Raw genomic sequence first — 22,665 nt, 5'->3', positions numbered from 1 at the left:
GCCCGATGCACGTCGGGGTGCCGACCGCGTCGGAGCGCAGGAACGAAAGTCCACCACGCTTCACAATCGAATACCGCTCATCCAGAGGGGCAGAGGGAAACGGCCCGTTGAAGCCCCGGCAACCCTCCAGTCGGTTCGTCTCGTACTCCATCGAGGCCCCCGGCTAGGGAAGGTGCCAAATCCGTCTCATGGCGAAAAATTCGTCATGGGAAAGATGAGGAGAAAGGGCCTCGCCTCCATGGCTGTTCAGACCGTCGCACCCACCAACGTCGACCTCGGTCCCGCGTCCGGGCTCTCCTGTCGCGAATGCGGTGAAGTCTTCCCGCTCGGCCCGATCTTCGCCTGCGAGCTCTGTTTCGGACCGCTCGAAGTCGCGTACGACCTCCCCACCGGTGACCCCGAGGCGCTGCGCAAGCAGATCGAGGCCGGCCCCGCCAACATCTGGCGCTACGCCCCGCTGCTGCCCGTCCCGGCCGACGTCGCCGAGAAGCCGAACCTGAACCCCGGCTGGACCAAGCTCGTCCAGGCCGACAACCTCGCCGCCGAGATCGGCGTCGCCCCCGGCAAGCTCTTCGTCAAGGACGACTCCGGCAACCCGACCCACTCCTTCAAGGACCGGGTCGTCGCCCAGGCGCTCGAAGCCGCCCGCGCCTTCGGCTTCACCACCCTCTCCTGCTCCTCCACCGGCAACCTGGCCGGCGCCGTCGGCGCCGCCGCCGCCCGCGCCGGATTCCGCTCCTGCGTGTTCATCCCGCACGACCTGGAGCAGGGCAAGGTCGTCATGGCCGGCGTCTACGGCGGTGACCTCGTCGCCATCGAGGGCAACTACGACGACGTCAACCGCTTCTGCTCGGAGCTCATCGGCGACCCGCTCGGCGAGGGCTGGGGCTTCGTGAACGTCAACCTCCGCCCGTACTACGGCGAGGGCTCCAAGACGCTCGCGTACGAGATCTGCGAGCAGCTCGGCTGGGTCATCCCCGACCAGCTCGTCATCCCGATCGCCTCCGGCTCCCAGCTGACCAAGATCGACAAGGGTCTCCAGGAGCTCATCAAGCTGGGCCTCGTCGAGGACAAGCCGTACAAGATCTTCGGCGCCCAGGCCGAGGGCTGCTCCCCGGTCTCCGCCGCCTTCAAGGCCGGGCACGACGTCGTCCGCCCGCAGAAGCCGAACACGATCGCCAAGTCGCTGGCGATCGGCAACCCGGCCGACGGCCCGTACGTCCTGGACATCGCCCGCCGCACCGGCGGCGCCGTGGAGGACGTGAACGACGAGCAGGTCGTCGAGGCCATCAAGATCCTCGCCCGCACCGAGGGCATCTTCGCGGAGACCGCGGGCGGCGTGACCGTCGGCGTCACCAAGAAGCTCGTCGAGGCCGGTCTCCTCGACCCGGACCTGACCACCGTCGTACTCAACACGGGCGACGGACTCAAGACCCTGGACGCGGTGGCCGACACCTCTCAGGCGACCGTCACCATCCGCCCGAGCCTGGACGCGTTCCGCGACGCCGGCCTGGCCGTCTGAGTCCGTCCGCCCCCTGGCCCACCGAAAGGTTTCCGAACATGGCCGTGAACGTCCGCATCCCCACCATCCTCCGCACCTACACGGGCGGGCAGTCCGAGGTCCAGGCCGAGGGCGCGACCCTCGCCGAGGTCATCGCGGACCTGGAGAAGAACCACACGGGCATCGCCGCCCGCGTCCTGGACGACCAGGGCAAGCTGCGCCGCTTCGTGAACGTCTACGTCAACGACGACGACGTGCGCTTCGAGCAGGGCCTGGAGACGGCCACCCCGGCCGGCGCGGGCGTCTCGATCATCCCGGCCGTCGCCGGCGGCTGCTGAGCCGCACCGGCTGTCCCGTCTTTCTCGAATTGCCCCTTCCGCGTCAATAAGCGGAAGGGGCAATTCTGCATGGTTGAGCGCGGTAGAGTTGGGGAAGTCCCCTCCGCTGCTCATGCCGGTCGCATATGAGAATGCGTCCCCGCACGACAAGAAGCAGCCAAAGTACCTGCGCCTTGTGTACGTTCTGCGCGCTTTGCCGGGCCCGACTTGCCCCGTAATTCCGGGGATTATCCCCAATTCCCCTTTCCAGGGCGCCCAGAATTCTCGGTCGAATGACCTGTTGCAGAGGGCAGTTGGGCAGATACATTCAGCGGCGGTCGACGCGTTCCGGCGCAGGGTCTGACCCGGGTCCGCGAGGTGCGGTTCCCGCGCAAGGGCCAGTAATAGGGGAGTTAGGCATGGCTCAGGGCACCGTCAAGTGGTTCAACGCGGAGAAGGGCTACGGCTTCATCGCGGTAGACGGTGGTGCGGATGTTTTCGTCCACTACAGCGCGATCCAGATGGATGGCTACCGCAGCCTCGAAGAGGGCCAGCGGGTCGAGTTCGAGATCTCGCAGGGCCAGAAGGGTCCGCAGGCGGACATGGTCAAGCTCGCCGTCTGAGCGCGGCGCGATCGGCCACCGACGCAACGCCGTCGAGGGGTCCGCATCCCTGAGGGGATGCGGACCCCTCGTGCGTTCCCGAACCTCGGCGGAGAGGTGCCCGATCCACGAGAGTCGCTTGCACTCGCATGGGTCGAGTGCTAATCATTGGCGTTAGCACTCGGAAGGTGAGAGTGCTTACGAGGATCGGGCAGACGAGGCCCGCGGCCAGGTGGGGCAAGGAACCATCGGGCACGCAGGCCGTCCGTCGCGGGCGTCGGCGCGGTCCTGGAGCGTTATCCACCCCATGTCCGGGAGGACCACTTCACATGGCCAAGATCATCGCGTTCGACGAGGAGGCCCGGCGCGGTCTCGAGCGCGGCATGAACCAGCTCGCTGACGCCGTCAAGGTCACCCTCGGCCCCAAGGGCCGCAACGTCGTCCTCGAGAAGAAGTGGGGCGCCCCCACGATCACCAACGATGGTGTCTCCATCGCCAAGGAGATCGAGCTCGAGGACCCGTACGAGAAGATCGGCGCCGAGCTGGTCAAGGAAGTCGCCAAGAAGACGGACGACGTCGCCGGCGACGGTACGACCACCGCCACCGTTCTCGCCCAGGCGCTCGTCCGCGAGGGCCTCCGCAACGTCGCCGCCGGCGCCAACCCGATGGCCCTCAAGCGCGGCATCGAGAAGGCCGTCGAGGCCGTCTCCGGCGCCCTGCTGGAGCAGGCGAAGGATGTCGAGACCAAGGAGCAGATCGCTTCCACGGCCTCCATCTCCGCCGCCGACACCCAGATCGGCGAGCTCATCGCCGAGGCGATGGACAAGGTCGGCAAGGAAGGCGTCATCACCGTCGAGGAGTCGCAGACCTTCGGTCTGGAGCTCGAGCTCACCGAGGGCATGCGCTTCGACAAGGGCTACATCTCGGCGTACTTCGCCACCGACATGGAGCGCATGGAGGCGTCGCTCGACGACCCCTACCTCCTGATCGTCAACTCCAAGATCTCCTCCGTGAAGGACCTCCTTCCGCTCCTGGAGAAGGTCATGCAGTCGGGCAAGCCGCTGCTGATCATCGCCGAGGACGTCGAGGGCGAGGCCCTGTCGACCCTGGTCGTCAACAAGATCCGCGGCACCTTCAAGTCCGTCGCGGTCAAGGCCCCGGGCTTCGGCGACCGCCGCAAGGCGATGCTGAACGACATCGCCATCCTCACGGGCGGCACGGTCATCTCCGAGGAGGTCGGCCTCAAGCTCGAGAACGCGGGCCTCGACCTGCTCGGCCGCGCCCGCAAGGTCGTCATCACCAAGGACGAGACCACCATCGTCGACGGTGCCGGTGACAGCGAGCAGGTCGCCGGTCGCGTGAACCAGATCCGCGCCGAGATCGAGAACTCCGACTCGGACTACGACCGCGAGAAGCTCCAGGAGCGCCTCGCGAAGCTGGCCGGCGGCGTGGCCGTCATCAAGGCCGGTGCCGCGACCGAGGTCGAGCTCAAGGAGCGCAAGCACCGCATCGAGGACGCCGTTCGCAACGCGAAGGCGGCCGTCGAGGAGGGCATCGTCGCCGGCGGCGGCGTGGCCCTGCTCCAGGCCTCCTCGGTCTTCGAGAAGCTCGAGGCTGACCTGGCGGGCGACGAGGCCACCGGTGCCAACATCGTCAAGCTGGCGCTCGAGGCCCCGCTGAAGCAGATCGCGGTCAACGCCGGTCTCGAGGGCGGCGTCGTGGCGGAGAAGGTCCGCAACCTGCCCGTCGGCCACGGCCTGAACGCCGCGACCAACGAGTACGTCGACCTCATCGCCGAGGGCATCATCGACCCGGCGAAGGTCACGCGCTCCGCGCTCCAGAACGCCGCGTCGATCGCCGCGCTGTTCCTCACCACCGAGGCCGTCATCGCCGACAAGCCGGAGAAGGCCGCTGCGCCGGCCGGCGGCGGCATGCCGGGCGGTGACATGGACTTCTGATCCCCCGGGATCGGCGGTTCATCGCTGAACGCGAACGAGGGCGGCACCCCCACCGGGGGGTGCCGCCCTCGGGCGTTGCGGGGGCCGGGCCTGCCGCGCGCGCACGCGGGGGTCCCGGCGTACGCGCTCACGGGGTCCCGCGTCCGTGCTCAGGCGGGGTCCGTCGTCCGTGCTCACGCGGTCCGGCGCACGCGCCAGGGCGGAGGTCTCGGCGTACGCGCGCTCACGCCGCTCCGGCGCACGCCGCTCATTCGCTTTATGGGGGTACCGGGGCGATCCTGGAAACGCGCCCCCGCGCGAAGGGAACGGAGCCATGGTCACCCTGCTCACCACGCCGGCCGACCGGGAACTGGTCATCACCCGCACCTTCGGCGCCCCGCCGGCCCGCGTCTGGGAGGCCTGGACGCGGCCCGAGCACGTGCGGGCCTGGTACGGGGTGGCGGCGCTGACCACCACGGTCGTCGACATGGACCTGAGGGCGGGCGGGGCCTGGCGCTGGGGACAGCGCGCACCGGACGGCCAGGAGATCGTCTTCTCCGGGACGTACGTGGAGGTCGTCCCGGTGGAGCGGCTGGACTACACGGAGCTCTTCGAGCAGATGCCGGGCGCCGAGCCGGTCCGCGTGACCCTGACCTTCGACGCGACGCCCGACGGCGGCACGGCCCTGACCAGCACGTCCCTCTGGCCCTCGAACGAGTCGAGGGACCAGGCGCTGGCGGCGGGCATGGAGGCGGGGGTGCGGGAGCAGTACGACCGGCTGGCGGAGCACCTGGCGGGGATGTAGCCCCCGGGGCTACGGGCGGCGGAAGAGGCCCGTCCAGAGGAAGGACTCGCCGAAGGCGGGGGAGTCCGCGTCCTGGGCGCGCATGCGGCGGAGTTCGATCTCGGTGAGGCCGGCCCCGGCCGGGTCGGCGAAGAGCGCCCGGAGCGCGGTGTCGGTGTAGGCGAGTCCGCCTTGCAGCCCGCCCCGCCGGTAGAACTCGGCGTCGGGGAGCTCGGAGCCCATGCCGCCCTCGCCGGCCGCGAACGCGGTGAGCGCGAGGTGGCCGCCGGGGGCGAGCGCCCGGTCGAGCAGGGCGAGGTAGCTGACGCGGCGGTGCGGCGGCAGGTGGTGGAAGCAGCCGGAGTCGTGGATCAGGTCGTACGGCCCGTCGAGAGGGGCCGTGAAGGCGTCCGCGCACAGGAAGCGGACGTTCTCGGCGCCCGTCGCGGCGGCCCGTTCCTCCGCCCAGGCGACGGCCGTGGGCGAGAGGTCGACGCCGGTCACGTGGAAGCCGGCCGACGCGAGGTGGAGGGCGTTGCGGCCGGGCCCGCAGCCGAGGTCGAGGACCTTGCCGCCGGCCGGGAGCAGTCCCCGCTCGACGTACGAGAGGAGGTTCTCGTCGGGCTTCGCGACGAAGAACGGCACGGGCTTGTCCCGGTCCGCGTAGAACCCGTCCCACCACGCGGCCCCGCCCTCCGTCCACCGGTCGGCGCCGGGCGGGAACAGGCCGTCGAGCAGGGTGAGTACGTCGTCGATCGTGCGGATGTCGCGGTGCGTGGCGTCCAAGTGGATCTCCCCTCCGAGTCCCTCAAGATTACCGGCAGTTGAGATAAAAGCCCAGGTCAGAGATGGTGTGCGGAGGTTCCGTGCGGGCGCTGGGCGGGCCGTGGCGGGGCGCCTGGCGCCCTGGGGCGGAAGGGGCGCGCGACGGCCCCGGAGCGTGCCCCCAGGACCGGGAAGGCCCCTTCCCGGCGTTCGCCGAGCCCGGTTTCCGCACCCGCGAGGAGGCCGTCAGGCCTGCGGGGCCAGGAGTTCCGGGTCCTGGCCCGAGCGGCGCAGGGCGTTCGCGACGAAGCCGTTCGCCTTCAGTTCCTCCACCGTGGCGCGGAGGAACGCGACCGTCTCCGGGCGGCGGTCCACCGTCGTCCCGACGGCCTGCCGGATCTCCATGAACCGGCCCTCGATCAGCCGGACGTCGGGGTGCGCGGCGGCGTACGCGGTGAGCGGCTGCCGGATCCCCGCGCCGGCCTCCAGGTCCTCCGCCCGGAAGGTGTCGACGCCCTCCTCGCCGCGCACCACGGTCGCGTGGGCGAGGCTCCGCGACAGGAACAGGTCGTAGGCGGAGCCCTTCTTGACCCCGATCCGTACGCCCGGCGCGTCCACCTCCTCGACGGTGGTGAGCGCCGAGTCGCGCGGCACGGCGTACACGCCCTCGATCACGACGTACGGGGCGGTGAACGCGACCTCCGTCTCCCGCGCCGGGTCCACGGCGAGGAAGCAGAGGTCGGCCCGGCCCTCCGCCATGGCCTCGAAGGACTTCCGCGCCGCGTCGAAGCAGAGCAGCTCGACGGGGAGGCCGAGCCGCGCCCCGAACTCCCGCGCCAGGTCCACGGTGATCCCGCCCGGCGCCTCGGGGGTGCCCTGCGCGAGCACCGGGTTCCCGAGGTTGACGGAGGCCCGGAGGACGCCGGTGGGGGCGAGGTCGGCGGCGACGGCGGGGTGCGGTGTCGTGGTGGTCGTCATGGTCGGAGTCTAGGCAGGGGGAGGGACGGGGGCGGGTGGGGTGTTCGGCCCGGGGCGGTCGGCCGGGACCGGGCGGGGGTGCTCCGCCCGGGCGGTCGGCCGGGGCGGTCGCCGTCCTCCGGGGGACGCGGTGAACACCCCCCGTCCGGCCGGGGGTTGGCCCCAGCTCCGACCCGCCTGTCTGCCGGATGGGGCCCGGGTGCCGGGTCCGCGAGGCTGTGCGCATGACGACGAACCGTGGACGCAAGGCCCTGATGCTCACCCTCTCCGCCGCCGCCGTGGCCGGTGTCGCCCTCGCCGGCGGCGGGGCCGCCCCCGCCGCCGCTGCCGACGGACTGCGCTGGGCCGCCTGCGACCCCGCCGTGAAGCCGCTGCCGGGCCAGCAGTGCGCCACGCTCACCGTCCCCCTCGACTACGCCGCCCCGGACGGCGAGCGGATCGGGCTCGCCGTCGCCCGGCTGCCCAGCACCCGGCCCGAGGCCCGCCGCGGGACGCTCATGGTGATCCCGGGCGGCCCGGGGAGCTCCGGCGTGCAGCGGCTCGGGCAGAAGGGGGCCGCCCTCGCGAAGGAGACGGACGGCGCCTACGACCTGGTCGCCTTCGACCCGCGCGGGGTCGGCGGCTCGGCGAAGGCCCGGTGCGGCTTCGACGAGGGCGACCGGCGGCTGGTCACCCTGCGGTCCTGGCCGGCCGCCGACGGCGGCATCGGCGAGAACGTGGCCCGCTCGCGGCGGATGGCCGAGGACTGCGCGCGGAACGGGGGCGCGATGGTCCGCGGCCTCACCACGGCGAACCAGGTCCGGGACCTCGACCGGCTGCGGCAGGCGCTCGGCGAGCGGAAGCTGTCGGCGTGGAGCGTGTCGTACGGGACGTACGTGGCCGCCGCGTACGCCCAGAAGTTCCCGGAGCGCACCGACCGCTGGGTCCTCGACAGCAGCGCCGACCCGGACCCGAAGCGCGTCGCCCGGGGCTGGCTCGCGGGCATGGCGCGCGGCGTCGAGGACCGCTTCCCGGACTTCGCGGCCTGGGCCGCCCACCCCGACCGGGCGGCGGAGGGCCTGCGCCTCGCCGCCCGCGCCGAGGACGTCCGGCCGCTGTTCCTGGAGCTGGCCGCCCGGCTCGACCGCGCGCCCCGGCCGTCGACGACCCCCGGGACGCCGCTGACGGGCACAATCCTGCGGCAGGCGCTCCAGCAGGCCCTCTACTCCGACGCCGCCTTCCCGGGCCTCGCCCGGCTGATCTCCCAGGCCCTCGACCCGGCGGGCGTGCCGGTGCTGCCGCCCGAGCTGGCCGGTCCGATGCCCGACGAGGCGGCCACCGTGAGCGTCGGCGTGATCTGCAACGACGTCGACTGGCCCCGCTCCGTACCGGCGTACGAGCGGGCCGTCGCGGCGGACCGGGCGCGGTACCCGCTGACGGCGGGCCTGCCGGCGAACATCACGCCCTGCTCCTTCTGGAAGGGCGGCGCCGTGGAGAAGCCGGCCCGGATCACCGACCGGGGCCCGTCGAACGTGCTCATGATCCAGAACCTCCGCGACCCGTCGACCCCGCACTCCGCCGGCCTGCGGATGCGCGCGGCCTTCGGCGACCGGGCCCGCCTGGTCTCCGTGGACGCGGGCGGCCACGGGGTCTACCTGGGCAACGGGAACGCGTGCGGCGACCGTGCGGTGACCCGCTTCCTGACGGAGGGCGTGCGCCCGGCGCGGGACGTGCTCTGTGGCTGAGGGTGGCTGAGGGTACGGAAGAGGGGGCCCGCCCGGATCGCTCCGGGCGGGCCCCCTCTCCGTACCGGCCCTCAGGCCTTCACCAGCTCCGGTTCCGGGGCCGGGGCGTCCGCCCGTACCCCTTCCTCGTCCGTCTCGACGTCGAACTCCTCCAGGAGCTCCTTGCTGAAGCCGAAGAAGTACGTCGCCGCGAAGCCGGCCAGGTAGCCGACGAGCAGACCGCCCGCGTAGATCGCGATCGTCTCGCCCAGGCCCTTGTTGCCGTCGAGGAGCGGGAAGAGCGCCCAGCCGGACGGCCCGATCGCCGTCGAGCCGACCTTGTCGCCCAGCATGCTGAAGAGGCCGACGAAGCCGCCGCCGAACGCGCCGCCGACGCAGGCCGTGACGAACGGGCGGCCCAGGGGCAGCGAGACGCCGTAGATCAGGGGCTCGCCGACGCCCAGGAAGCCGGCCGGGAGGGCGGACTTGATGGTGCGGCGGAGGGAGCCGTTGCGGGGGAGCTTCAGGTAGACCGCCATGGCCGCGCCGACCTGGCCCGCGCCCGCCATCGCGAGGATCGGCAGCAGGACCGTGTATCCCTGCTGCTCGATGAGGGTGGTGTGGATCGGGATGAGCGCCTGGTGCAGGCCCAGCATGACGAGCGGCAGGAAGAGGCCGCCGAGGAGGAAGCCGGCTCCGGCGCCCGCGTTCGCGAGGAGCCAGTCGGCGGCCTCGCCGATGGCCCGGGAGATCTCCCCGGCCACGAACATCAGGCCGAAGATCGTGACCAGGCCGGAGATCAGGACGGTCAGCGTCGGGGTGACCAGGACGTCCAGGGCCTCGGGGACCCAGCGGCGGCACCACTTCTCCACGTACACGGCGAGGACGGCCGCGCCGAGTGCGCCGAGGACACCGCCCTGGCCGGGGGAGAGCGTCTGGCCGAAGGCGTCGATCTTGGCGACGCCGGGGAAGACGATGATCGCGGCGACCGCGCCGCCGAGGATCGCGGTGCCGCCGAACTCCTTCGCGGTGTTGTAGCCGACGAAGACCGCGATGAGGGCCATGAAGCCGCTCGCCATCGCGGCGAGCGCGGGGGTGACGGACGGCAGCCAGCCCAGGTTCACCAGCAGGCCGTTGAGGCCGGCGATGATGCCGCAGCCGATGAGCGCGGGGATCAGCGGGACGAAGATGTTCGCGATCCGGCGGAGGAAGAGCTTGAACGGGGTCGCGTTCTTCGCCTTCTGCGCGGCCTTGATCGCCGCGCCCTGGCTCGCGAGGTCCTCCGCGGAGTGCTGCGGGGCCGTCTCGGCCACCAGGGCCTCGAACTCGGGGGTCACGCGGGCGACGGTGCCGGGGCCGAGGACGATCTGGTACGTGTCGTCCTCGACGACCCCCATCACGGACGGCAGGGCCTTGAGGTCCTCGTCCCGGACGAGCGAGCGGTCCCGCAGACCGAGCCGGAGGCGGGTCATGCAGTGGGCCACGGAGCTGATGTTCCCGGCGCCGCCGACGAGGGGGAGGATCGCGGCGGCGATGGCGCGGTTCTTGTCGTCTGTGCTCATGGTGCGGTGGTGCCTTGCTGTGAGGGGGGCGTTGCGCGGGGGGCTTTACGGGTGCAGGGCCGTGCGCAGGTGACCCTCGGAGGCGGTCAGCCGCTGCTCGGCGGTCGGGGCGTCGATGTCGGCGAGGATCATGAGGATGGCGTTCTTCACCTCGCCGTCGGCGGCGGCGAGCGCCGTCTCGATCTGTTCGTCGGGCGCGCCGGTGGCCAGCGCGACGATGCGGCGCGAGCGGGCCTGGAGCTTCTCGTTGGAGGCGCGGACGTCGACCATCAGGTTTCCGTAGGTCTTGCCGAGGCGGATCATCGTGATGGTCGAGATCATGTTGAGGACGAGCTTCTGGGCGGTGCCGGCCTTGAGCCGGGTGGAGCCGGTGAGCAGCTCGGGCCCGGGGACGACCTCGATGCCGTGCTCGGCGGCGGCGGCGAGCGCGCTGTCCTCGTTGCAGGAGAGGCCGATGGTGAGGGCGCCGAGGGCGCGGGCGTGCTCGACGGCGCCCACGGCGTACGGGGTGCGGCCGGAGGCGGAGATGCCGACGACGGTGTCGTCGGTGGTGAGCCCGAGTGCGGTGAGGTCGGCGACGGCGAGGTCCTTGGAGTCCTCGGCCCCCTCGACGGCCTTGACCATGGCGGACGGGCCGCCCGCGATGAGGCCGACGACCTGCGCGGGGTCGGTGTTGAAGGTCGGCGGGCATTCGCTGGCGTCGAGGACGCCGAGGCGGCCGGCGGTGCCCGCGCCCATGTAGATCAGCCGGCCCCCGCGGGACATCCGCGCGGCGGTCGCGTCGATGGCGGCGGCGATCGCGGGCAGCTGCCGGGCGACGGCCTCGGGGACGGTCCGGTCCTCGCCGTTCATGGTGCGGGCGATGTCCAGGGTGGGGAGCTGGTCGATCTCGGCGAGCTCGGGGCGGAAGGCCTCGGTGGTGAGGGTGGCCAGCTGGGCGCGGAGTTCGGAGTACGTGGTGGGCACGGGGCGGGCTCTTTCGGTACGGCGGCGTCGTCGGCGCCGGTTCCTGGCGGGTGTGCGGTTCAGCGGGTGCGGGGTGAGTGGCGGTGGGCGAGGGCTTCGTACGAGGCGGCGAGGGCAGGGGCCGCCGTCTCGTACGTGCGCTGGGTGACGCAGGTGAACAGACAGTCCACGACCAGCAGCTGGCTGGTGCGGGACGACATGGCCGCGGGGCGCAGTTCGCTCTCGCGGGCGGTGGAGGTGGTCAGGACGTGGTCGGCGTACTGGGTGACGGGGCCGTCCGGGCGGCCGGTGACGGCGACCGTGGTGGCGCCCCGGTCGAAGGCCACCCGGAGCGGTTCTATGACGTCGCCGGTGGAGCCGGAGTGGGTGATGGCGAGGGCGACGTCGCCGGAGCGGAGCTGCACGGCGTTGGTGACGGCGAGGTGCGGGTCGCTGTGGGCGTGCGCGACCAGGCCGATCCGGAGCAGCTTCTGGCCGAGGTCCTGGGCGACGAGGCCGGAGGCGCCGACGCCGTAGATGTCGATGCGGCGGGCGACGGCGAGGGCGGCGACGGCGGCGCCCAGCTGGACGGTGTCGAGTCCGGCGGCGGTGTCGGCGAGGGTCTGCTGCTCGTCGTAGGCCAGCTTGGCGACGACGTCGGCGATCGGGTCGTCGACGGCGATGTCGGCGGTGACGGCCGGGGCGCGGCCGGACTGCTGCTGGGCGGCGAGTCCGGCGAGGGCGAGGCGCAGGTCGCGGTAGCCCGGGTAGCCGAGGAGCCGGGCGGTGCGGACGACGGTCGCCTCGCTGGTGCCGGTGAGCTCGGCGAGGCCGGTGACCGTGAGGGCGGCGCAGCCGGCCGGGTCCCCGGCGACGGCCTCGGCGACCCGCTGCATGGAGCGGGTCATGGACGGCGCGAGGGTGCGCACCTTGGCGGCGAGGGCGGCCGGGGCGGGCGGCGCCGCGCCGGTGAAACTTTCCTTCACGTCATTGGTCACACCTGAAAGATACTTTCGCCGCGGGGGAGCGACAAGACCCCGAGGGTCCCGGATCCGGCGGGACTTCCGGCCGTGGTTCCGGCCGGACGTCCGCCGGGATCCGGGAGGGGGCCTTCGCCCTGTCCGTCGTACGGGCGACAATGAGTGCATGGACGACATCGACCCCGTGGAGCAGGCGCTGCACACGGCGCGCGCGCTGGTGCTGGCCGACCTGGTGGCCCGGGAGGTCGCGGCCGCCGAGGTCGTGTCGATGGTCGAGGACGCGGTGACCCACCGTCGCTGGTGGGTGGAGCAGTGGCCGGAGGGGGTGTCGTACGTGGCCGGGCTCGTCGCCCAGGACGTGCAGGACGCCCTGCTGGAGCAGTACGGCCGCTGGCCGCTCTGCCCGGTCTGCTCCTCCGGCGACCCGCACGCCCTCGACGTGGAGCCCGAGCTCGGCCCGGACCCGCACTGGGTCTGCGGCAAGCAGGGCGTGGTGGTGGCCCCGGTGGGCGGCCTGACATGACGGGAGCCCCCGGGTGAGCCTCTACATCGACCCGCCGACCTGGCCGGGCCACGGCCGCATGTGGTCGCACCTGGTCAGCGACGCCTCCTTCGAGGAGCTGCACGCCTTCGCCGCGTCGATCGGCGCGCCGCCGCGCGCCTTCGAGCGGGACCACTACGACATCCCCTCCGACCGCTACGCGGACGCGGTGGCGGCGGGCGCGATCGAGGTCGGCTCCAAGGAACTGCTCCGCCACCTCACGAGCGCGGGCCTGCGCCGCCCGAAGAACCGTCCGGTGTCCTGAGCGGGCGGGTGGGCCTGCGCCGCCTGAAGAGCCGTCCGGCGTCCTGAGCGGGCGGGTGGGCCCGGCGACCCCTCGGTGAGCCGCCCCTAGGCGAGCGCGGCGACGATGGCGCGGGCGCAGTCCAGGGACTCGGTGTGCGTGGTGTCGACCTCCAGGTCGTACTCCACGCCCTCGTGCACGATCCGCGCCTGCCGCGCCGCCATTCCCGCGGTCCGGTCCCCGCGGGCGGTCTCGCGTCCCGCGGCGACCGCGGCCTCGCACCGCACCCCGACCCACAGCACGGGCAGGTCGCCGAGGGCCTCGCGCCAGCGGCGCTGGGAGGCGGCCCCGCCGAGGAAGACGTCGTCGACGACGATCCCGGCACCGGCCCTGGCCATCGCCACGAGCCCTCCGGCCCAGGCGGCCTCCAGGGCGCGGAAGCCCGCTCCGACGCCGACCCCGCCGTCGGTGTCGAAGACGATCCCGTCGTCGGAGTCCCGCATGCTCGCGGGCAGGGCGTCGACGAACGAGTCGACGCCGAAGGCCAGCCAGGGCTCGGGGAGCAGGGACTGAAGGCACCGCACGATCCCGGACTTCCCCGAGCTGGAGCCGCCGTTGAGAAGGATCATCCGTGTCGTCACCGCGCCACCCTAGGGGCACGCGGTGACGGGTCGCAGCCGGATTCCGCCGGCCCTCGCCCCCGCCCTCAGCAGGGGACCTCGGCGCCCTGTTCCGTCTTCCGCCCGGCCGCGCTGGACGTCACGACGCGGGACGTCGAGCGGTGGAGCCGGAGGGCGACCGCCGCGGTGGCCAGGCCGACGGCCGTCATGGCGGCGCCCGCCCAGGCCGTGGAGGCGTAGCCGAGGCCCGCGTCGATGACGGTGCCGCCGAGCCAGGGGCCGCCGGTGTTGCCGAGGTTGAAGGCGGCGGTGGTGGTGGCGCCCGCGAGGGTGGGGGCGGCGCCGGCGACGTTGAACATGCGGGCGTTGAGGGCCGGGGCGGTGTAGAAGGCCGAGACGCCGAGGAGGAAGGTCAGCAGGACCGTGGCGACGGGGCTGGGGGCGAGGAGGGCCAGGGCGGTCAGGAAGACGGTCGAGGCGGCGATGCCGGTGAGGAGGACGCCGAAGAGATGGGCGTCGGCGACGCGTCCGCCGATCGCGGTGCCCACCAGCGCGCCGATGCCGAAGAGCCCGAGGACGCCCGAGACCCAGCCGGCGTCGAGTCCGGAGACGTCGGTGAGGAGCGGCGCCAGGTAGGAGAAGGCGCAGAAGACGCCGCCCGCGGCGAGGGCGGTCATCGCGACGGCGAGGAGGACCTGGCGGTCGCGGTAGATGGCCAGCTCCCGCCGGAGGCGGGGCCGGGTGGCGGGGAGCGGGAGGTGCGGGATGCGGGTGACCACGCCGACGAGGGCGATCGCGGAGGCCGCGCCGACCGCCCAGAAGGCGGAGCGCCAGCCGAGGTGCTCGCCGAGGAAGGCGCCGGCCGGGACGCCGAGGACGTTGGCGATGGAGAGGCCGCCGATCATGACGGCCATGGCCTTGGCGCGGGAGCCGACGGGGACCATCGCGATGGCGACGGCCGCGCCGACCGCCCAGAAACCGGCGCAGGCGAGGGCGCTGACCACGCGGGAGGCGAAGAGGACGGCGTAGTTCGGGGCGAGCGCCCCGGCGACCTGCCCGAGGCCGAAGACCGTGATGAGGGCGATCAAGGTCGTCTTGCGGGGCAGCCGGAGCGTCGCCACGGCGAGCAGGGGCGCGCCGACGACCATGCCGATCGCGAAGGCGGAGATGAGGAGCCCGGCCCGGGGGATGGAGACGTTCATGTCCTCGGCGATGGGCGGCAGGAGTCCGGAGAGCATGAACTCGCTGGTGCCGAGGGCGAAGACGGACAGGCCGAGGATGTACACGGCCAGGGGCATACGGGTGGGGGGTATGGTCTCGGGCGTCGAGGGGGCGGCGGCGGTGGGCTCGGCAGAGGGAGACGGCATGACATGCGTCAACCCTCGATTCGCACCTGTCATTCCGTGGCGCCGGGATGTCTTGGTATACGAGACGAGCGGCCTCGGCCCGCGTTCTTTACGCCGGGTAACAAGATGATCAACGACGGGGTCGGTTTATCCGGCCCTGGGTCCCGGCGTGGCCTTGGTCCCCTTTATTTGATCTTCCCGGACGGGACCCGGCGTGGCATCGTCGCAGGGTAAGCGGCAGTGCCGGTTCGTGGGGGAGAACCGAGTGCCGGCATGTGTCGCGATCCGGGGGGACCGTGCCCGTGGGCATGCCGTCCTCTGTCATGCCCATGTAAAAGCGCTGCCTCACGATCGAGAGATTGTCAGGCCACATGTCCCTGTTCAGAGACGTCGGCAGACGCCGGCGTCGCCTGCGGTACGCCCTCACCCGGGCCACCAGCGCGACCGCGCTGGTCACCGCCACCGCCGTACTCACCGGCCTCGTCCAGGCCTCGCCGGCCGCGGCCGACACCACACCCGAGACCGACACCGGATACGGCCGCAACACCATCGGCCAGGACCGGCGGCTCGACCGCTGTCTCGCCGGCGTCGCGCTGCACGTCGGCGGCCCCCTGATGAAGGCCAAGGCCGTCGAGGGCCTCACCGGCACAGAGCAGCAGCTCCGCGACGCCATTGGGGACCGTGGCTGGATCGGCTACGGACCCCTGGGCCAGGCGGCCGACGCCGACAAGGACCAGCGCTCCGTCCAGTTCGCCGCCGAGACGGCCCGCACCACGGCCCTCGACGATGCCAACAAGCCCTACCGCGAGTCGGCGTGGGCCAGCGACCAGATGGAATGGCACGCGCCGAAGTTCGCCGACGCGATCACCCGGCACGCCGTCGTCGCCCAGACCGAGCTGGCCTGGCGCCTCGGCAAGGACGAGCACAGCAAGGCCAGTCCCGAGGCCGTCGCGCGCGCCAAGGCCGTCGCCCAGGAGAACCACGGCAAGGACGACTGGCACGACTTCTACTCCGACTGGATGCTGGAGGACAGCGAGGTCCGGTGGGACTACTTCGGTGGCACCACGTCCAGCGACATCGCCGCCTACCTGAAGCGCGGCGGCTACGCCGTCGAGGCACCCGCCAAGGACTCCGCCGCCTACCGCATCGAGGTCGAGGACCTCAAGCAGGCCTGGGCCGCCTGTGACTGGCAGAACCCGGTCGACCCGCGACGCAAGCTCAACGAGCCCGTCATGAACGCGATGGTCGAGTGGGAGCAGGAGTACGCCGGGCAGGCCACCCAGCGCGCCGCGATCATCAAGGCCGAGGTCGAGGCCTCGGTGGCGGCCCGCGAGGCCACCGACCTCATGATCCAGTCCATCGAGCAGGCCTGGTTCGCCGACCAGATCCTGACCTGGCGCAAGTACTGGGCGGACACGCTCGCCCGGGACCCGAACACGATCCTGGGCAAGCCCGACCAGGCGTTCTACGACAAGGCCACGGCCGACCTGGCCCGGACCCGGACCAATGTCAGCGGCCTGGTCACCTCCGCCAAGGCGCAGGCCGTCAAGGCGGCCACCGCCGCCCAGAAGGCCGCCACCGCCCAGCAGGAGGCCTGGGGCGTCGCCGACGCCACCCACGTGCCGCGCGGCCGGGGCCTGATGTACGCCCAGCAGTCGGTGCAGGTCGCCCGCGCGTCCTCCGCGGTCGCCGCGGCCGCGTCGAAGGCCGCCGAGACCGCGCTGAACGCCGCCAACGCGACGGTCGCCACCAGCGACACGCTGCTCGCCAAGGCGCAGACCGAGTCGCACGCGATCGACACCGAGTTCCGCCGCGTCGCCGCCCAGGAGGCCGCCGCCCAGGCGAAGGCGGCCGCCGACAGCGCCGAGGCCAACGCCACGGCCGCCGCCGCGAGCGCGAACACCGCGAAGGCCGCCCGTACGACCGCCGAGGACAAGCGCGACAAGGCCAAGACCGCCGCGAGCACCGCGGCCACCGAGCGGGCCAAGGCCCAGACGGAGAAGGCCACCGCCGTCGCCTCCCGCACCAAGGCCGCCACCGAGCGCGCCAAGGCCGCCGCGGCCGAGCAGCGCGCCGCCGCCCAGCAGACGACGGCGACCGCCGCCGACACGGCTGCCGGGACCGCGACCTCCGACGCGCGGGCCAAGCGGACGCTCGCCGACACGAAGGCCGAGGCCGCGCAGACCGCGCGCGAGAAGGCCGTGGTCGCCCTCCAGGCCAAGAAGGCCACCGCCGCCCGTGCCGCCGCCCTCGAAGCCGCGGCCACCGCCGCGGCGGGTACCGCGGCCGCCACCGAGGCCCGCACGGCCGCGACCGAGGCCCGTACCGCCGCCACCGCCGCCGCCCAGGCCGCCACCGCCGCGCAGACCGCCGCGGACCAGGCGACCACCGCGGCCGTCACGGCCCGCTCCGCCGCCACCACGGCGGAGGGCGCCGGGGCGCGCGCCCGGGCGAGTGCGACCGCCGCGTGGTCGGCGTACCGCACCTCCCTCGACGAGGCGTCCACCGCGCACGCCGCCGCGGCCACCGCGCTCGACGCGTCGAAGGACGCGGCGATGCGCGCGGACAACGCCGCCACGGCGTCGGAGAACGCCACCGGGCTCGCGAAGAAGGCCGAGCAGGAGGCGATCGCCGCCGGGACCGGGGCCGCCGAGGCCGTGAAGTCCGCCGGGACCGCCACCGGCCGTGCCTACGCCGCCGGCCAGGCCGCGCTCGCCGCCCGCGACAGCGCCACCGCCGCGGTCACCGCCGCCGGGGACGCCGTCTCGTACGGCGCGCCGTACCAGGAGAAGGACAGCGCGGCCGCGTTCGCCGTGCTCGTCGGCCAGTCGACCAAGACGGTCGCCGAGCAGCAGGCCGCCGCCGCCGAGGCCAAGGCCCATCAGGCCGAGCAGGCCGCGGCGTCCGCGCGGGAGACCGCCGCGCAGGCCTCCGGGGACGCGAAGCTCGCCGCCCAGGTGGCCGCCGCCGCGGCCGCAGACTCGGCCCGCGCCGTCGAGGCCGTCGCCCGTGCCCAGACGTCGGCGGCCGACGCCGCAGGCGCTCAGCAGGGTGCGAAGACCGCGTCCGACGCCGCCGCCGACCACGCCGCACAGGCGGGGAACGACGCCGCCACCGCCCGCCTCACCGCGGACGGGGCGAGCGACGCCGCGACCGAGGCCGAGCGCGAGGCCACGGACGCCGAGCGGCACGCCGCCGAGGCGAACGAAAAGGCCGGCCGGTCCGGTGACGCGGCCAAGGAGGCCGCGGAGAAGGCCGCCCAGGCGGAGAAGGACGCCAAGGACGCCGAGAAGAAGGCCGGCGACGCCTCGGGCGACAGCACCGCCGCCGAGGAGGCCGCGAAGAAGGCCGAGCAGGAGCAGCGCGAGAAGAACGAGGCCGCGCACAGGACCGCGCTCGCGGAGGGCAACACGCCCATCGAGGGCGGCGCGTCCAACTGGCCCGCGCTCGGCGCGCGCGAGGAGAAGATCCTCCTCGACGCCTGTGGACAGACCTGTGTCGACGACTACCGGAAGGGCCTCGCGGCCGTCTCCGTGAACGTCGTCGAATGGGCCGACACCCATGGCGGGCGGATCCTCTTCGAGCAGCTCGACGCCGCCAAGGTGAAGACCTGCCTGGCCGGGTCTGACGTCGACGACTGCCTCTGGGGGCTGGTCGACATCCCGTCGTCCGCCGTGATCGTGGGCCGCGTGCCCGCGCTCGCCCAGGCGATCGAGAAGGTCTCCGACGGCATGCGGACGATCTTCCGCGACGCCGACGACGCCCTGCGGCGGCTCAACGGACTGGCCGCCGTCATCAGTGACGTCCGCTCGACCCCGCGTCTCAACCGGTGCCTCGCGGGTGTCGCCCTGCACGTGGGCGGCGCCAGGACGAAGGCCCTCGCCATCCAGGGCCTGACCGGCGGCGACGCCCAGCTGGAAGCCGTCGTCGGCGACCGCGGCTGGATCGGCTTCATGCCGCTGGGGCAGGCCAACGACCAGGATCGCAAGGACGGTTACGCCTACCTGGACGCGTTCGCGGCCCAGAAGGCGATCCTGGAGGACGCCAACAAGCCGTACGCGATGAGCTCGTTCGACGACGGGATCACGCTGCACGCGCCGGAGTTCGGCGCCGACATCAGCGCCTTCACCGCCGCCACCCAGGCGAAGCTGGCCGACCGCATCGGCTGGGACGCGCACACCAACGCGAGCCCCGAGGCGATCGCCAAGGCCCGGCAGATCACCGAGCAGAACCGCGGCAAGGACAGCTGGCACGACTTCGCGGCCGAGTACATGCTGCGGGACTCGAACGTCAACAACACCCGCTTCTCCGGTGGCACCACGTCCTCCGACATCGCCACCTACCTGCGGCACGGCGGCTTCCCCGCCACGAAGGTCGCCGAGGGGACGCCCGAGTTCCGCGTCGAGGTCGAGAGCCTCAAGCAGGCGTGGGCCTCGTGCAACCACGCCGACCCGGTCGACCCGCGCAACGCCCTGAGCGAGGCCGCCTCCCAGGCCTCGTACGAGTGGGAGCTGGAGTACGCCGGTCAGGCCGCGCCGCGCGCCGTCATCATGCAGGCGGAGGCCGACGCCGCCGCCGCGACCCGGTCCGCCACCGCCGCCATGATCCAGGCCATCGGCCAGGCGTGGCGCGCGGACCAGATCCTGCGTTGGCAGAAGTACTGGCACGACAAGCTGGAGGCCGACCCGGACCACATCCTCAAGCCGAAGCAGGCCCTCTTCGACAAGGCGAAGACGGACCTGGCGAACGCCCGGGGCAAGGTTCAGGCGCTGGTCACCACCGCCAAGGACCAGGCCGCCGCCGCCAACGCCGCCGCGCAGCGCGCGGTGACCGGCCAGCAGCAGGCCTGGGCCATCGCGGACGCCTCCGAGGTGCCGCGCGGCCGGGGCCTGATGTACGCCCGGCAGTCCGTGCAGGTCGCCCGTGCCTCGGGCGCGGCCGCGACGGCCGCCTCCAAGGCGACCGAGACGGCCCTGAACGCGGCGAACGCCACCGTGTCGACGTCCCAGGCGCTGCTCGCCCTGGCGAACACCGAGGCGCACGCCGTCAACACCGAGTTCCGCCGCATCGCCGCCCAGGAGGCCGCCGCCCAGGCGAAGGCCGCCGCGGACAGTGCGGACGCCTACGCGGCCTCGGCCGCGGCGAACGCGGAGACCGCCAAGAAGGCCAAGGCGAAGGCCCTCGCGGAGGAGCAGGACGCCAAGAACGCGGCGGCCGACGCGCAGGCGCAGCGTGCCGTCGCCGAGCTGGAGCGCGCCAACGCGGCGGCGTACCGTGCGACCGCCGAGCGTGAGCGGGACAAGGCGGCCGGCCACGAGGCCGACGCCGTCGCGCAGGGCCGGATCGCGAGCGACGCGAGGGTCTCCGCGGAGGCGGCCGGATCCACCGCCTCCTCCAAGCGGGCCGTCGCCGAGCAGTCGGAGCGCGACGCGGTCGCCGCCCGCGACAGGGCCCTCGAGGCCGAGCAGCGGCGGGACTCGCTGAAGGCGAAGGCGGCGGCCCTGGAGGCCCAGGCAGACGCCGACGACGGTACGGACGCCGCCGAGGCGTCCCGTGCCGCCGCGACCGACGCCCGTGCCGCCGCGAACACGGCGACCACGGCGGCCACCAACGCCCGCGCGTCGGCGAACGCGGCCACGGCCGCGGCCACCAGTGCCCGCGAGGCGGCCACGAAGGCGCAGGGCTCCGCGTCCCGCGCCAAGGCGGCGGCCGACAGCGCCTGGTCGTCCTACATGATCGCGGCCGGCTCGGCCGCCGCGGCGCACGCGGCGGCCGCCGAGGCCATCGACGCCTCGGAGGCGGCGGCGGCCGACGCGAAGGGCGCCAAGGAGCAGTCGGCGAAGGCCTCCGCGGCGGCGAAGACCGCCAAGACGGAGGCGGCCGCCGCCCGTTCAGAGGCAGCGCAGACCGCGTCCTGGGCGGCGACCACCGCGGGCAAGGCGCTCGCGGCGGTGCAGTCGTCGCTCGCGGCGCGGGACTCCGCGGCCGCGGTGACCAGGCCGGCCAACGAGGCGATCGCGCTCGGCGGTCCGTTCCAGGAGGCCGACAGCTCCGCCGCGTTCGCGGTGCTGACCGGCCAGCAGTCGCTGACGATCGCGCAGCAGCAGGCCGCCGTCGCGGCGGCCACGGCGAACCAGGCCGAGGGGTTCTCCGCCGAGGCGAAGGCCCTGGCCGAGAAGGCCGCCGCGGACATGAAGCTCGCGGCGCAGGCCTCGGCCGCGGCCGCGGCGGACGCGTCCCGCGCGGCCAAGGCCTACCAGCGGGCCCAGGCGTCGGCCGCCCAGGCGGCGAAGGACGCCAAGGAGGCCCAGGCGGCGGCGGGCCGCGCCGACGGCTACGCGATGGCGGCCGGCGAGGACGCCCTGAAGGCGTCGTCGGCGGCGTCGGACGCCCAGTCGGACGCCAACGCGGCGGACGCGGCGGCGACCGAGGCGGAGAAGGACGCCGCTCACGCCCGGACGGTGGCGGCCAAGGCCGAGGAGGACGCCGCCAGCGCCCGCGCCACCGCCACCAAGGCGGAGGAGGACGCGACGGCGGCCGAGACGGCCGCGGCCGGCGCCCGGGACGCGGCGGAGGAGGCCCAGGCCGCCGCCGACCGCACCGAGAAGAACGGCAGCAACGAGCAGATCTCGCAGGGCGTCACCACCGGTATCGGTGGGGTGTGGGCCGTTCTGGACCACATCGAGTACATCGGCGAGCCGCAGAACGTCGTCAAGGACAACTGCAACCCGATCATCCACGTCGGGGACTGCAGGATCACGGCGACCGTCACCTACAAATCGCACGTCGACCTGTTCATATGCCTGGCCTCGCCGGAGTCGTACACGGGCAGCTGCCCGGACGCGGACACGGTGTACCTCGGTCCGGACGTCACGGACCCCAAGACCGACCGCATGACGATCACGCTGACGATGGCCGAGTTCAACTCGGGCATCGATCCGGTGGACATCCTGCTCGGTGACTTCATCGGCTGCGCCAAGCTGATCACCCCGGGGGTCTCGGGAGGCAGCTGGGGCGACTGCGCGTGGGCGGCGAGCTGGTTCGTCGCGGGCGCGCTGTTCAAGACGGCCAAGGTCGCGGTGACGGCGATGGACGCCGCCATCAGGACGGGCATCGGCTTCGCCGATGCCTGGAGGGCGCTCCGTACGGTTGGTCTGACCGAAGCCGCGGTCCAGGGCATGGTCGCCCGGATCGTCCGCAAGCTGAACGACACCTGCAAGACCGTCGGCAGGGCGACCTCCGGCGCTTCGTTCAGGACGGCCTCGTTCTCCGCGCCCTCCTTCGCGGCCTCGGCCGGCAACACCGGGCCGGGCTGCTGGATCGGTGGCCTCAACGGACCGGGATTCTGGGCCGCTGAGAACGAGGGCATGGAGGCCGCCGCCGCTGCCTACCAGGCGCGGGTGACGGGCGGAGTCCCGCAGGGCTTCGTCTACAAGCTCAAGATGAAGTACCCGGTGGCGGGCCGCAAGGGCGAGTACGTGAAGCTCGACGGCTACCAGGACGGCAAGCTGATCGACGCGAAGTTCTGGAGCGACAGCGGCGTCATCGACCCGGCGACCGGAAAGTTCAAGTTCTTCGTCACGGCTCCCATCAAGGAAGCCAAGGCCCAGGTCGCCGGAGCCAAGGCGGCGGTCGGGGACACGTATACGCCCATCGTGTACTACGTGAGCTCTCCGGAGGCGGCGACCGCATTCCGGCACATGGTCGCTGACACTCCCGAACTCGCGGGAAAGATCGACGTCATCTACATGCCGTAGCATGCGCCGTCGGTGCGGCCTCCCGGGGGCAATTCGCTTTCCCGGGGGCCGCACCCTGATGATTCGAAAACACTCCGATGAGG

At 73.0% G+C, this 22,665-nt stretch carries 16 protein-coding genes and 1 riboswitch; of the genes, 9 read left to right on the top strand and 7 right to left on the bottom strand.

The window, feature by feature from the left end:
* The first annotated feature begins 74 nt into the window (after nucleotides 1-74).
* A riboswitch (SAM riboswitch) is annotated at nucleotides 75-221 on the top strand.
* From thrC to ACFYXU_RS06015, 5 genes are all read left to right on the top strand, one after another.
* Nucleotides 215-1,522 carry a threonine synthase gene (gene thrC / locus ACFYXU_RS06035; RefSeq protein ID WP_361393335.1) on the top strand — a complete coding sequence of 436 codons (1,308 nt, stop codon included), beginning with the start codon at nucleotides 215-217 and terminating at the stop codon, nucleotides 1,520-1,522. It overlaps the preceding riboswitch by 7 nt.
* 38 nt (nucleotides 1,523-1,560) lie before the next feature.
* Nucleotides 1,561-1,839, top strand: coding sequence for a MoaD/ThiS family protein (locus tag ACFYXU_RS06030; RefSeq protein WP_017238235.1), 279 nt, complete (start codon nucleotides 1,561-1,563; stop codon nucleotides 1,837-1,839).
* 398 nt (nucleotides 1,840-2,237) lie between these two features.
* Nucleotides 2,238-2,441: a cold-shock protein gene (locus ACFYXU_RS06025; RefSeq protein ID WP_015035246.1), complete on the top strand. Its 204-nt coding sequence runs from the start codon at nucleotides 2,238-2,240 to the stop codon at nucleotides 2,439-2,441.
* A 308-nt stretch (nucleotides 2,442-2,749) separates the two neighbouring features.
* Nucleotides 2,750-4,378 carry a chaperonin GroEL gene (gene groL / locus ACFYXU_RS06020; RefSeq protein ID WP_015035247.1) on the top strand — a complete coding sequence of 543 codons (1,629 nt, stop codon included), beginning with the start codon at nucleotides 2,750-2,752 and terminating at the stop codon, nucleotides 4,376-4,378.
* A 313-nt stretch (nucleotides 4,379-4,691) separates the two neighbouring features.
* Nucleotides 4,692-5,162, top strand: a complete 471-nt coding sequence (locus tag ACFYXU_RS06015) for an SRPBCC domain-containing protein (RefSeq protein WP_389456635.1) — start codon at nucleotides 4,692-4,694, stop codon at nucleotides 5,160-5,162.
* A gap of 9 nt (nucleotides 5,163-5,171) precedes the next feature.
* Here ACFYXU_RS06015 and ACFYXU_RS06010 read toward each other — a convergent pair whose 3' ends face one another.
* Together ACFYXU_RS06010 and ACFYXU_RS06005 are read right to left on the bottom strand one after the other, a co-directional pair.
* On the bottom strand, nucleotides 5,172-5,927 hold the full coding sequence (locus tag ACFYXU_RS06010; protein ID WP_376515153.1) for a class I SAM-dependent methyltransferase: 756 nt from the start codon (nucleotides 5,925-5,927) through the stop codon (nucleotides 5,172-5,174).
* Between the two features lie 225 nt (nucleotides 5,928-6,152).
* The gene (locus ACFYXU_RS06005; protein WP_376515157.1) at nucleotides 6,153-6,884 is read right to left on the bottom strand and encodes a transporter substrate-binding domain-containing protein; all 732 of its coding nucleotides are present in this window, start codon (nucleotides 6,882-6,884) and stop codon (nucleotides 6,153-6,155) included.
* Nucleotides 6,885-7,108: 224 nt separating this feature from the next.
* Between ACFYXU_RS06005 and ACFYXU_RS06000 the strand changes: the two genes are divergently transcribed.
* On the top strand, nucleotides 7,109-8,608 hold the full coding sequence (locus ACFYXU_RS06000; RefSeq protein ID WP_389456632.1) for an alpha/beta hydrolase: 1,500 nt from the start codon (nucleotides 7,109-7,111) through the stop codon (nucleotides 8,606-8,608).
* 71 nt (nucleotides 8,609-8,679) lie between these two features.
* Here ACFYXU_RS06000 and ACFYXU_RS05995 read toward each other — a convergent pair whose 3' ends face one another.
* From ACFYXU_RS05995 to ACFYXU_RS05985, 3 genes are read right to left on the bottom strand one after another with little or no spacing between them, the layout of a single operon-like run.
* Nucleotides 8,680-10,149, bottom strand: coding sequence for a PTS transporter subunit EIIC (locus ACFYXU_RS05995; protein ID WP_376515162.1), 1,470 nt, complete (start codon nucleotides 10,147-10,149; stop codon nucleotides 8,680-8,682).
* A 45-nt stretch (nucleotides 10,150-10,194) separates the two neighbouring features.
* The gene (gene murQ, locus ACFYXU_RS05990) at nucleotides 10,195-11,115 is read right to left on the bottom strand and encodes an N-acetylmuramic acid 6-phosphate etherase (protein WP_389456630.1); all 921 of its coding nucleotides are present in this window, start codon (nucleotides 11,113-11,115) and stop codon (nucleotides 10,195-10,197) included.
* Between the two features lie 59 nt (nucleotides 11,116-11,174).
* Nucleotides 11,175-12,092 (bottom strand): MurR/RpiR family transcriptional regulator, encoded by a 918-nt coding sequence (locus tag ACFYXU_RS05985; protein ID WP_361392868.1) that lies wholly within the window; start codon nucleotides 12,090-12,092, stop codon nucleotides 11,175-11,177.
* A 148-nt stretch (nucleotides 12,093-12,240) separates the two neighbouring features.
* Between ACFYXU_RS05985 and ACFYXU_RS05980 the strand changes: the two genes are divergently transcribed.
* Together ACFYXU_RS05980 and ACFYXU_RS05975 are read left to right on the top strand one after the other, a co-directional pair.
* On the top strand, nucleotides 12,241-12,597 hold the full coding sequence (locus ACFYXU_RS05980; RefSeq protein WP_361392870.1) for a hypothetical protein: 357 nt from the start codon (nucleotides 12,241-12,243) through the stop codon (nucleotides 12,595-12,597).
* Nucleotides 12,598-12,610: 13 nt separating this feature from the next.
* Entirely contained in the window at nucleotides 12,611-12,880 is a 270-nt protein-coding gene (locus ACFYXU_RS05975; protein ID WP_389456628.1) for a DUF4031 domain-containing protein, read from the top strand.
* An 86-nt stretch (nucleotides 12,881-12,966) separates the two neighbouring features.
* Here ACFYXU_RS05975 and cpt read toward each other — a convergent pair whose 3' ends face one another.
* Entirely contained in the window at nucleotides 12,967-13,488 is a 522-nt protein-coding gene (gene cpt / locus ACFYXU_RS05970; protein WP_389456749.1) for a chloramphenicol phosphotransferase CPT, read from the bottom strand.
* Nucleotides 13,489-13,565: 77 nt separating this feature from the next.
* The gene (locus ACFYXU_RS05965; RefSeq protein ID WP_389407652.1) at nucleotides 13,566-14,777 is read right to left on the bottom strand and encodes a Cmx/CmrA family chloramphenicol efflux MFS transporter; all 1,212 of its coding nucleotides are present in this window, start codon (nucleotides 14,775-14,777) and stop codon (nucleotides 13,566-13,568) included.
* A gap of 419 nt (nucleotides 14,778-15,196) precedes the next feature.
* Between ACFYXU_RS05965 and ACFYXU_RS05960 the strand changes: the two genes are divergently transcribed.
* Nucleotides 15,197-22,582, top strand: coding sequence for a hypothetical protein (locus ACFYXU_RS05960; RefSeq protein ID WP_389456626.1), 7,386 nt, complete (start codon nucleotides 15,197-15,199; stop codon nucleotides 22,580-22,582).
* The last annotated feature ends 83 nt before the right edge of the window (nucleotides 22,583-22,665 follow it).

Source organism: Streptomyces sp. NPDC002232 (genome assembly GCF_042890295.1).
Classification (GTDB): Bacteria; Actinomycetota; Actinomycetes; order Streptomycetales; family Streptomycetaceae; genus Streptomyces.
The sequence above is the reverse complement of the archived record's forward strand: the minus strand, read 5'-3'. Positions and strand labels throughout refer to the sequence as shown.

What these genes read in the sequence shown, in the direction of transcription:
- groL (WP_015035247.1), top strand. Translation starts at nt 2,750, where the DNA reads ATGGCCAAGATCATCGCGTTCGACGAGGAGGCCCGGCGCGGTCTCGAG.
- ACFYXU_RS05965 (WP_389407652.1), bottom strand. Translation starts at nt 14,777, where the DNA reads ATGCCCCTGGCCGTGTACATCCTCGGCCTGTCCGTCTTCGCCCTCGGC.
- ACFYXU_RS05960 (WP_389456626.1), top strand. Translation starts at nt 15,197, where the DNA reads ATGTCCCTGTTCAGAGACGTCGGCAGACGCCGGCGTCGCCTGCGGTAC.
- ACFYXU_RS05995 (WP_376515162.1), bottom strand. Translation starts at nt 10,149, where the DNA reads ATGAGCACAGACGACAAGAACCGCGCCATCGCCGCCGCGATCCTCCCC.
- ACFYXU_RS06030 (WP_017238235.1), top strand. Translation starts at nt 1,561, where the DNA reads ATGGCCGTGAACGTCCGCATCCCCACCATCCTCCGCACCTACACGGGC.
- thrC (WP_361393335.1), top strand. Translation starts at nt 215, where the DNA reads ATGAGGAGAAAGGGCCTCGCCTCCATGGCTGTTCAGACCGTCGCACCC.
- ACFYXU_RS06000 (WP_389456632.1), top strand. Translation starts at nt 7,109, where the DNA reads ATGACGACGAACCGTGGACGCAAGGCCCTGATGCTCACCCTCTCCGCC.
- cpt (WP_389456749.1), bottom strand. Translation starts at nt 13,488, where the DNA reads ATGATCCTTCTCAACGGCGGCTCCAGCTCGGGGAAGTCCGGGATCGTG.
- ACFYXU_RS06005 (WP_376515157.1), bottom strand. Translation starts at nt 6,884, where the DNA reads ATGACGACCACCACGACACCGCACCCCGCCGTCGCCGCCGACCTCGCC.
- ACFYXU_RS06025 (WP_015035246.1), top strand. Translation starts at nt 2,238, where the DNA reads ATGGCTCAGGGCACCGTCAAGTGGTTCAACGCGGAGAAGGGCTACGGC.
- ACFYXU_RS06015 (WP_389456635.1), top strand. Translation starts at nt 4,692, where the DNA reads ATGGTCACCCTGCTCACCACGCCGGCCGACCGGGAACTGGTCATCACC.
- ACFYXU_RS05980 (WP_361392870.1), top strand. Translation starts at nt 12,241, where the DNA reads ATGGACGACATCGACCCCGTGGAGCAGGCGCTGCACACGGCGCGCGCG.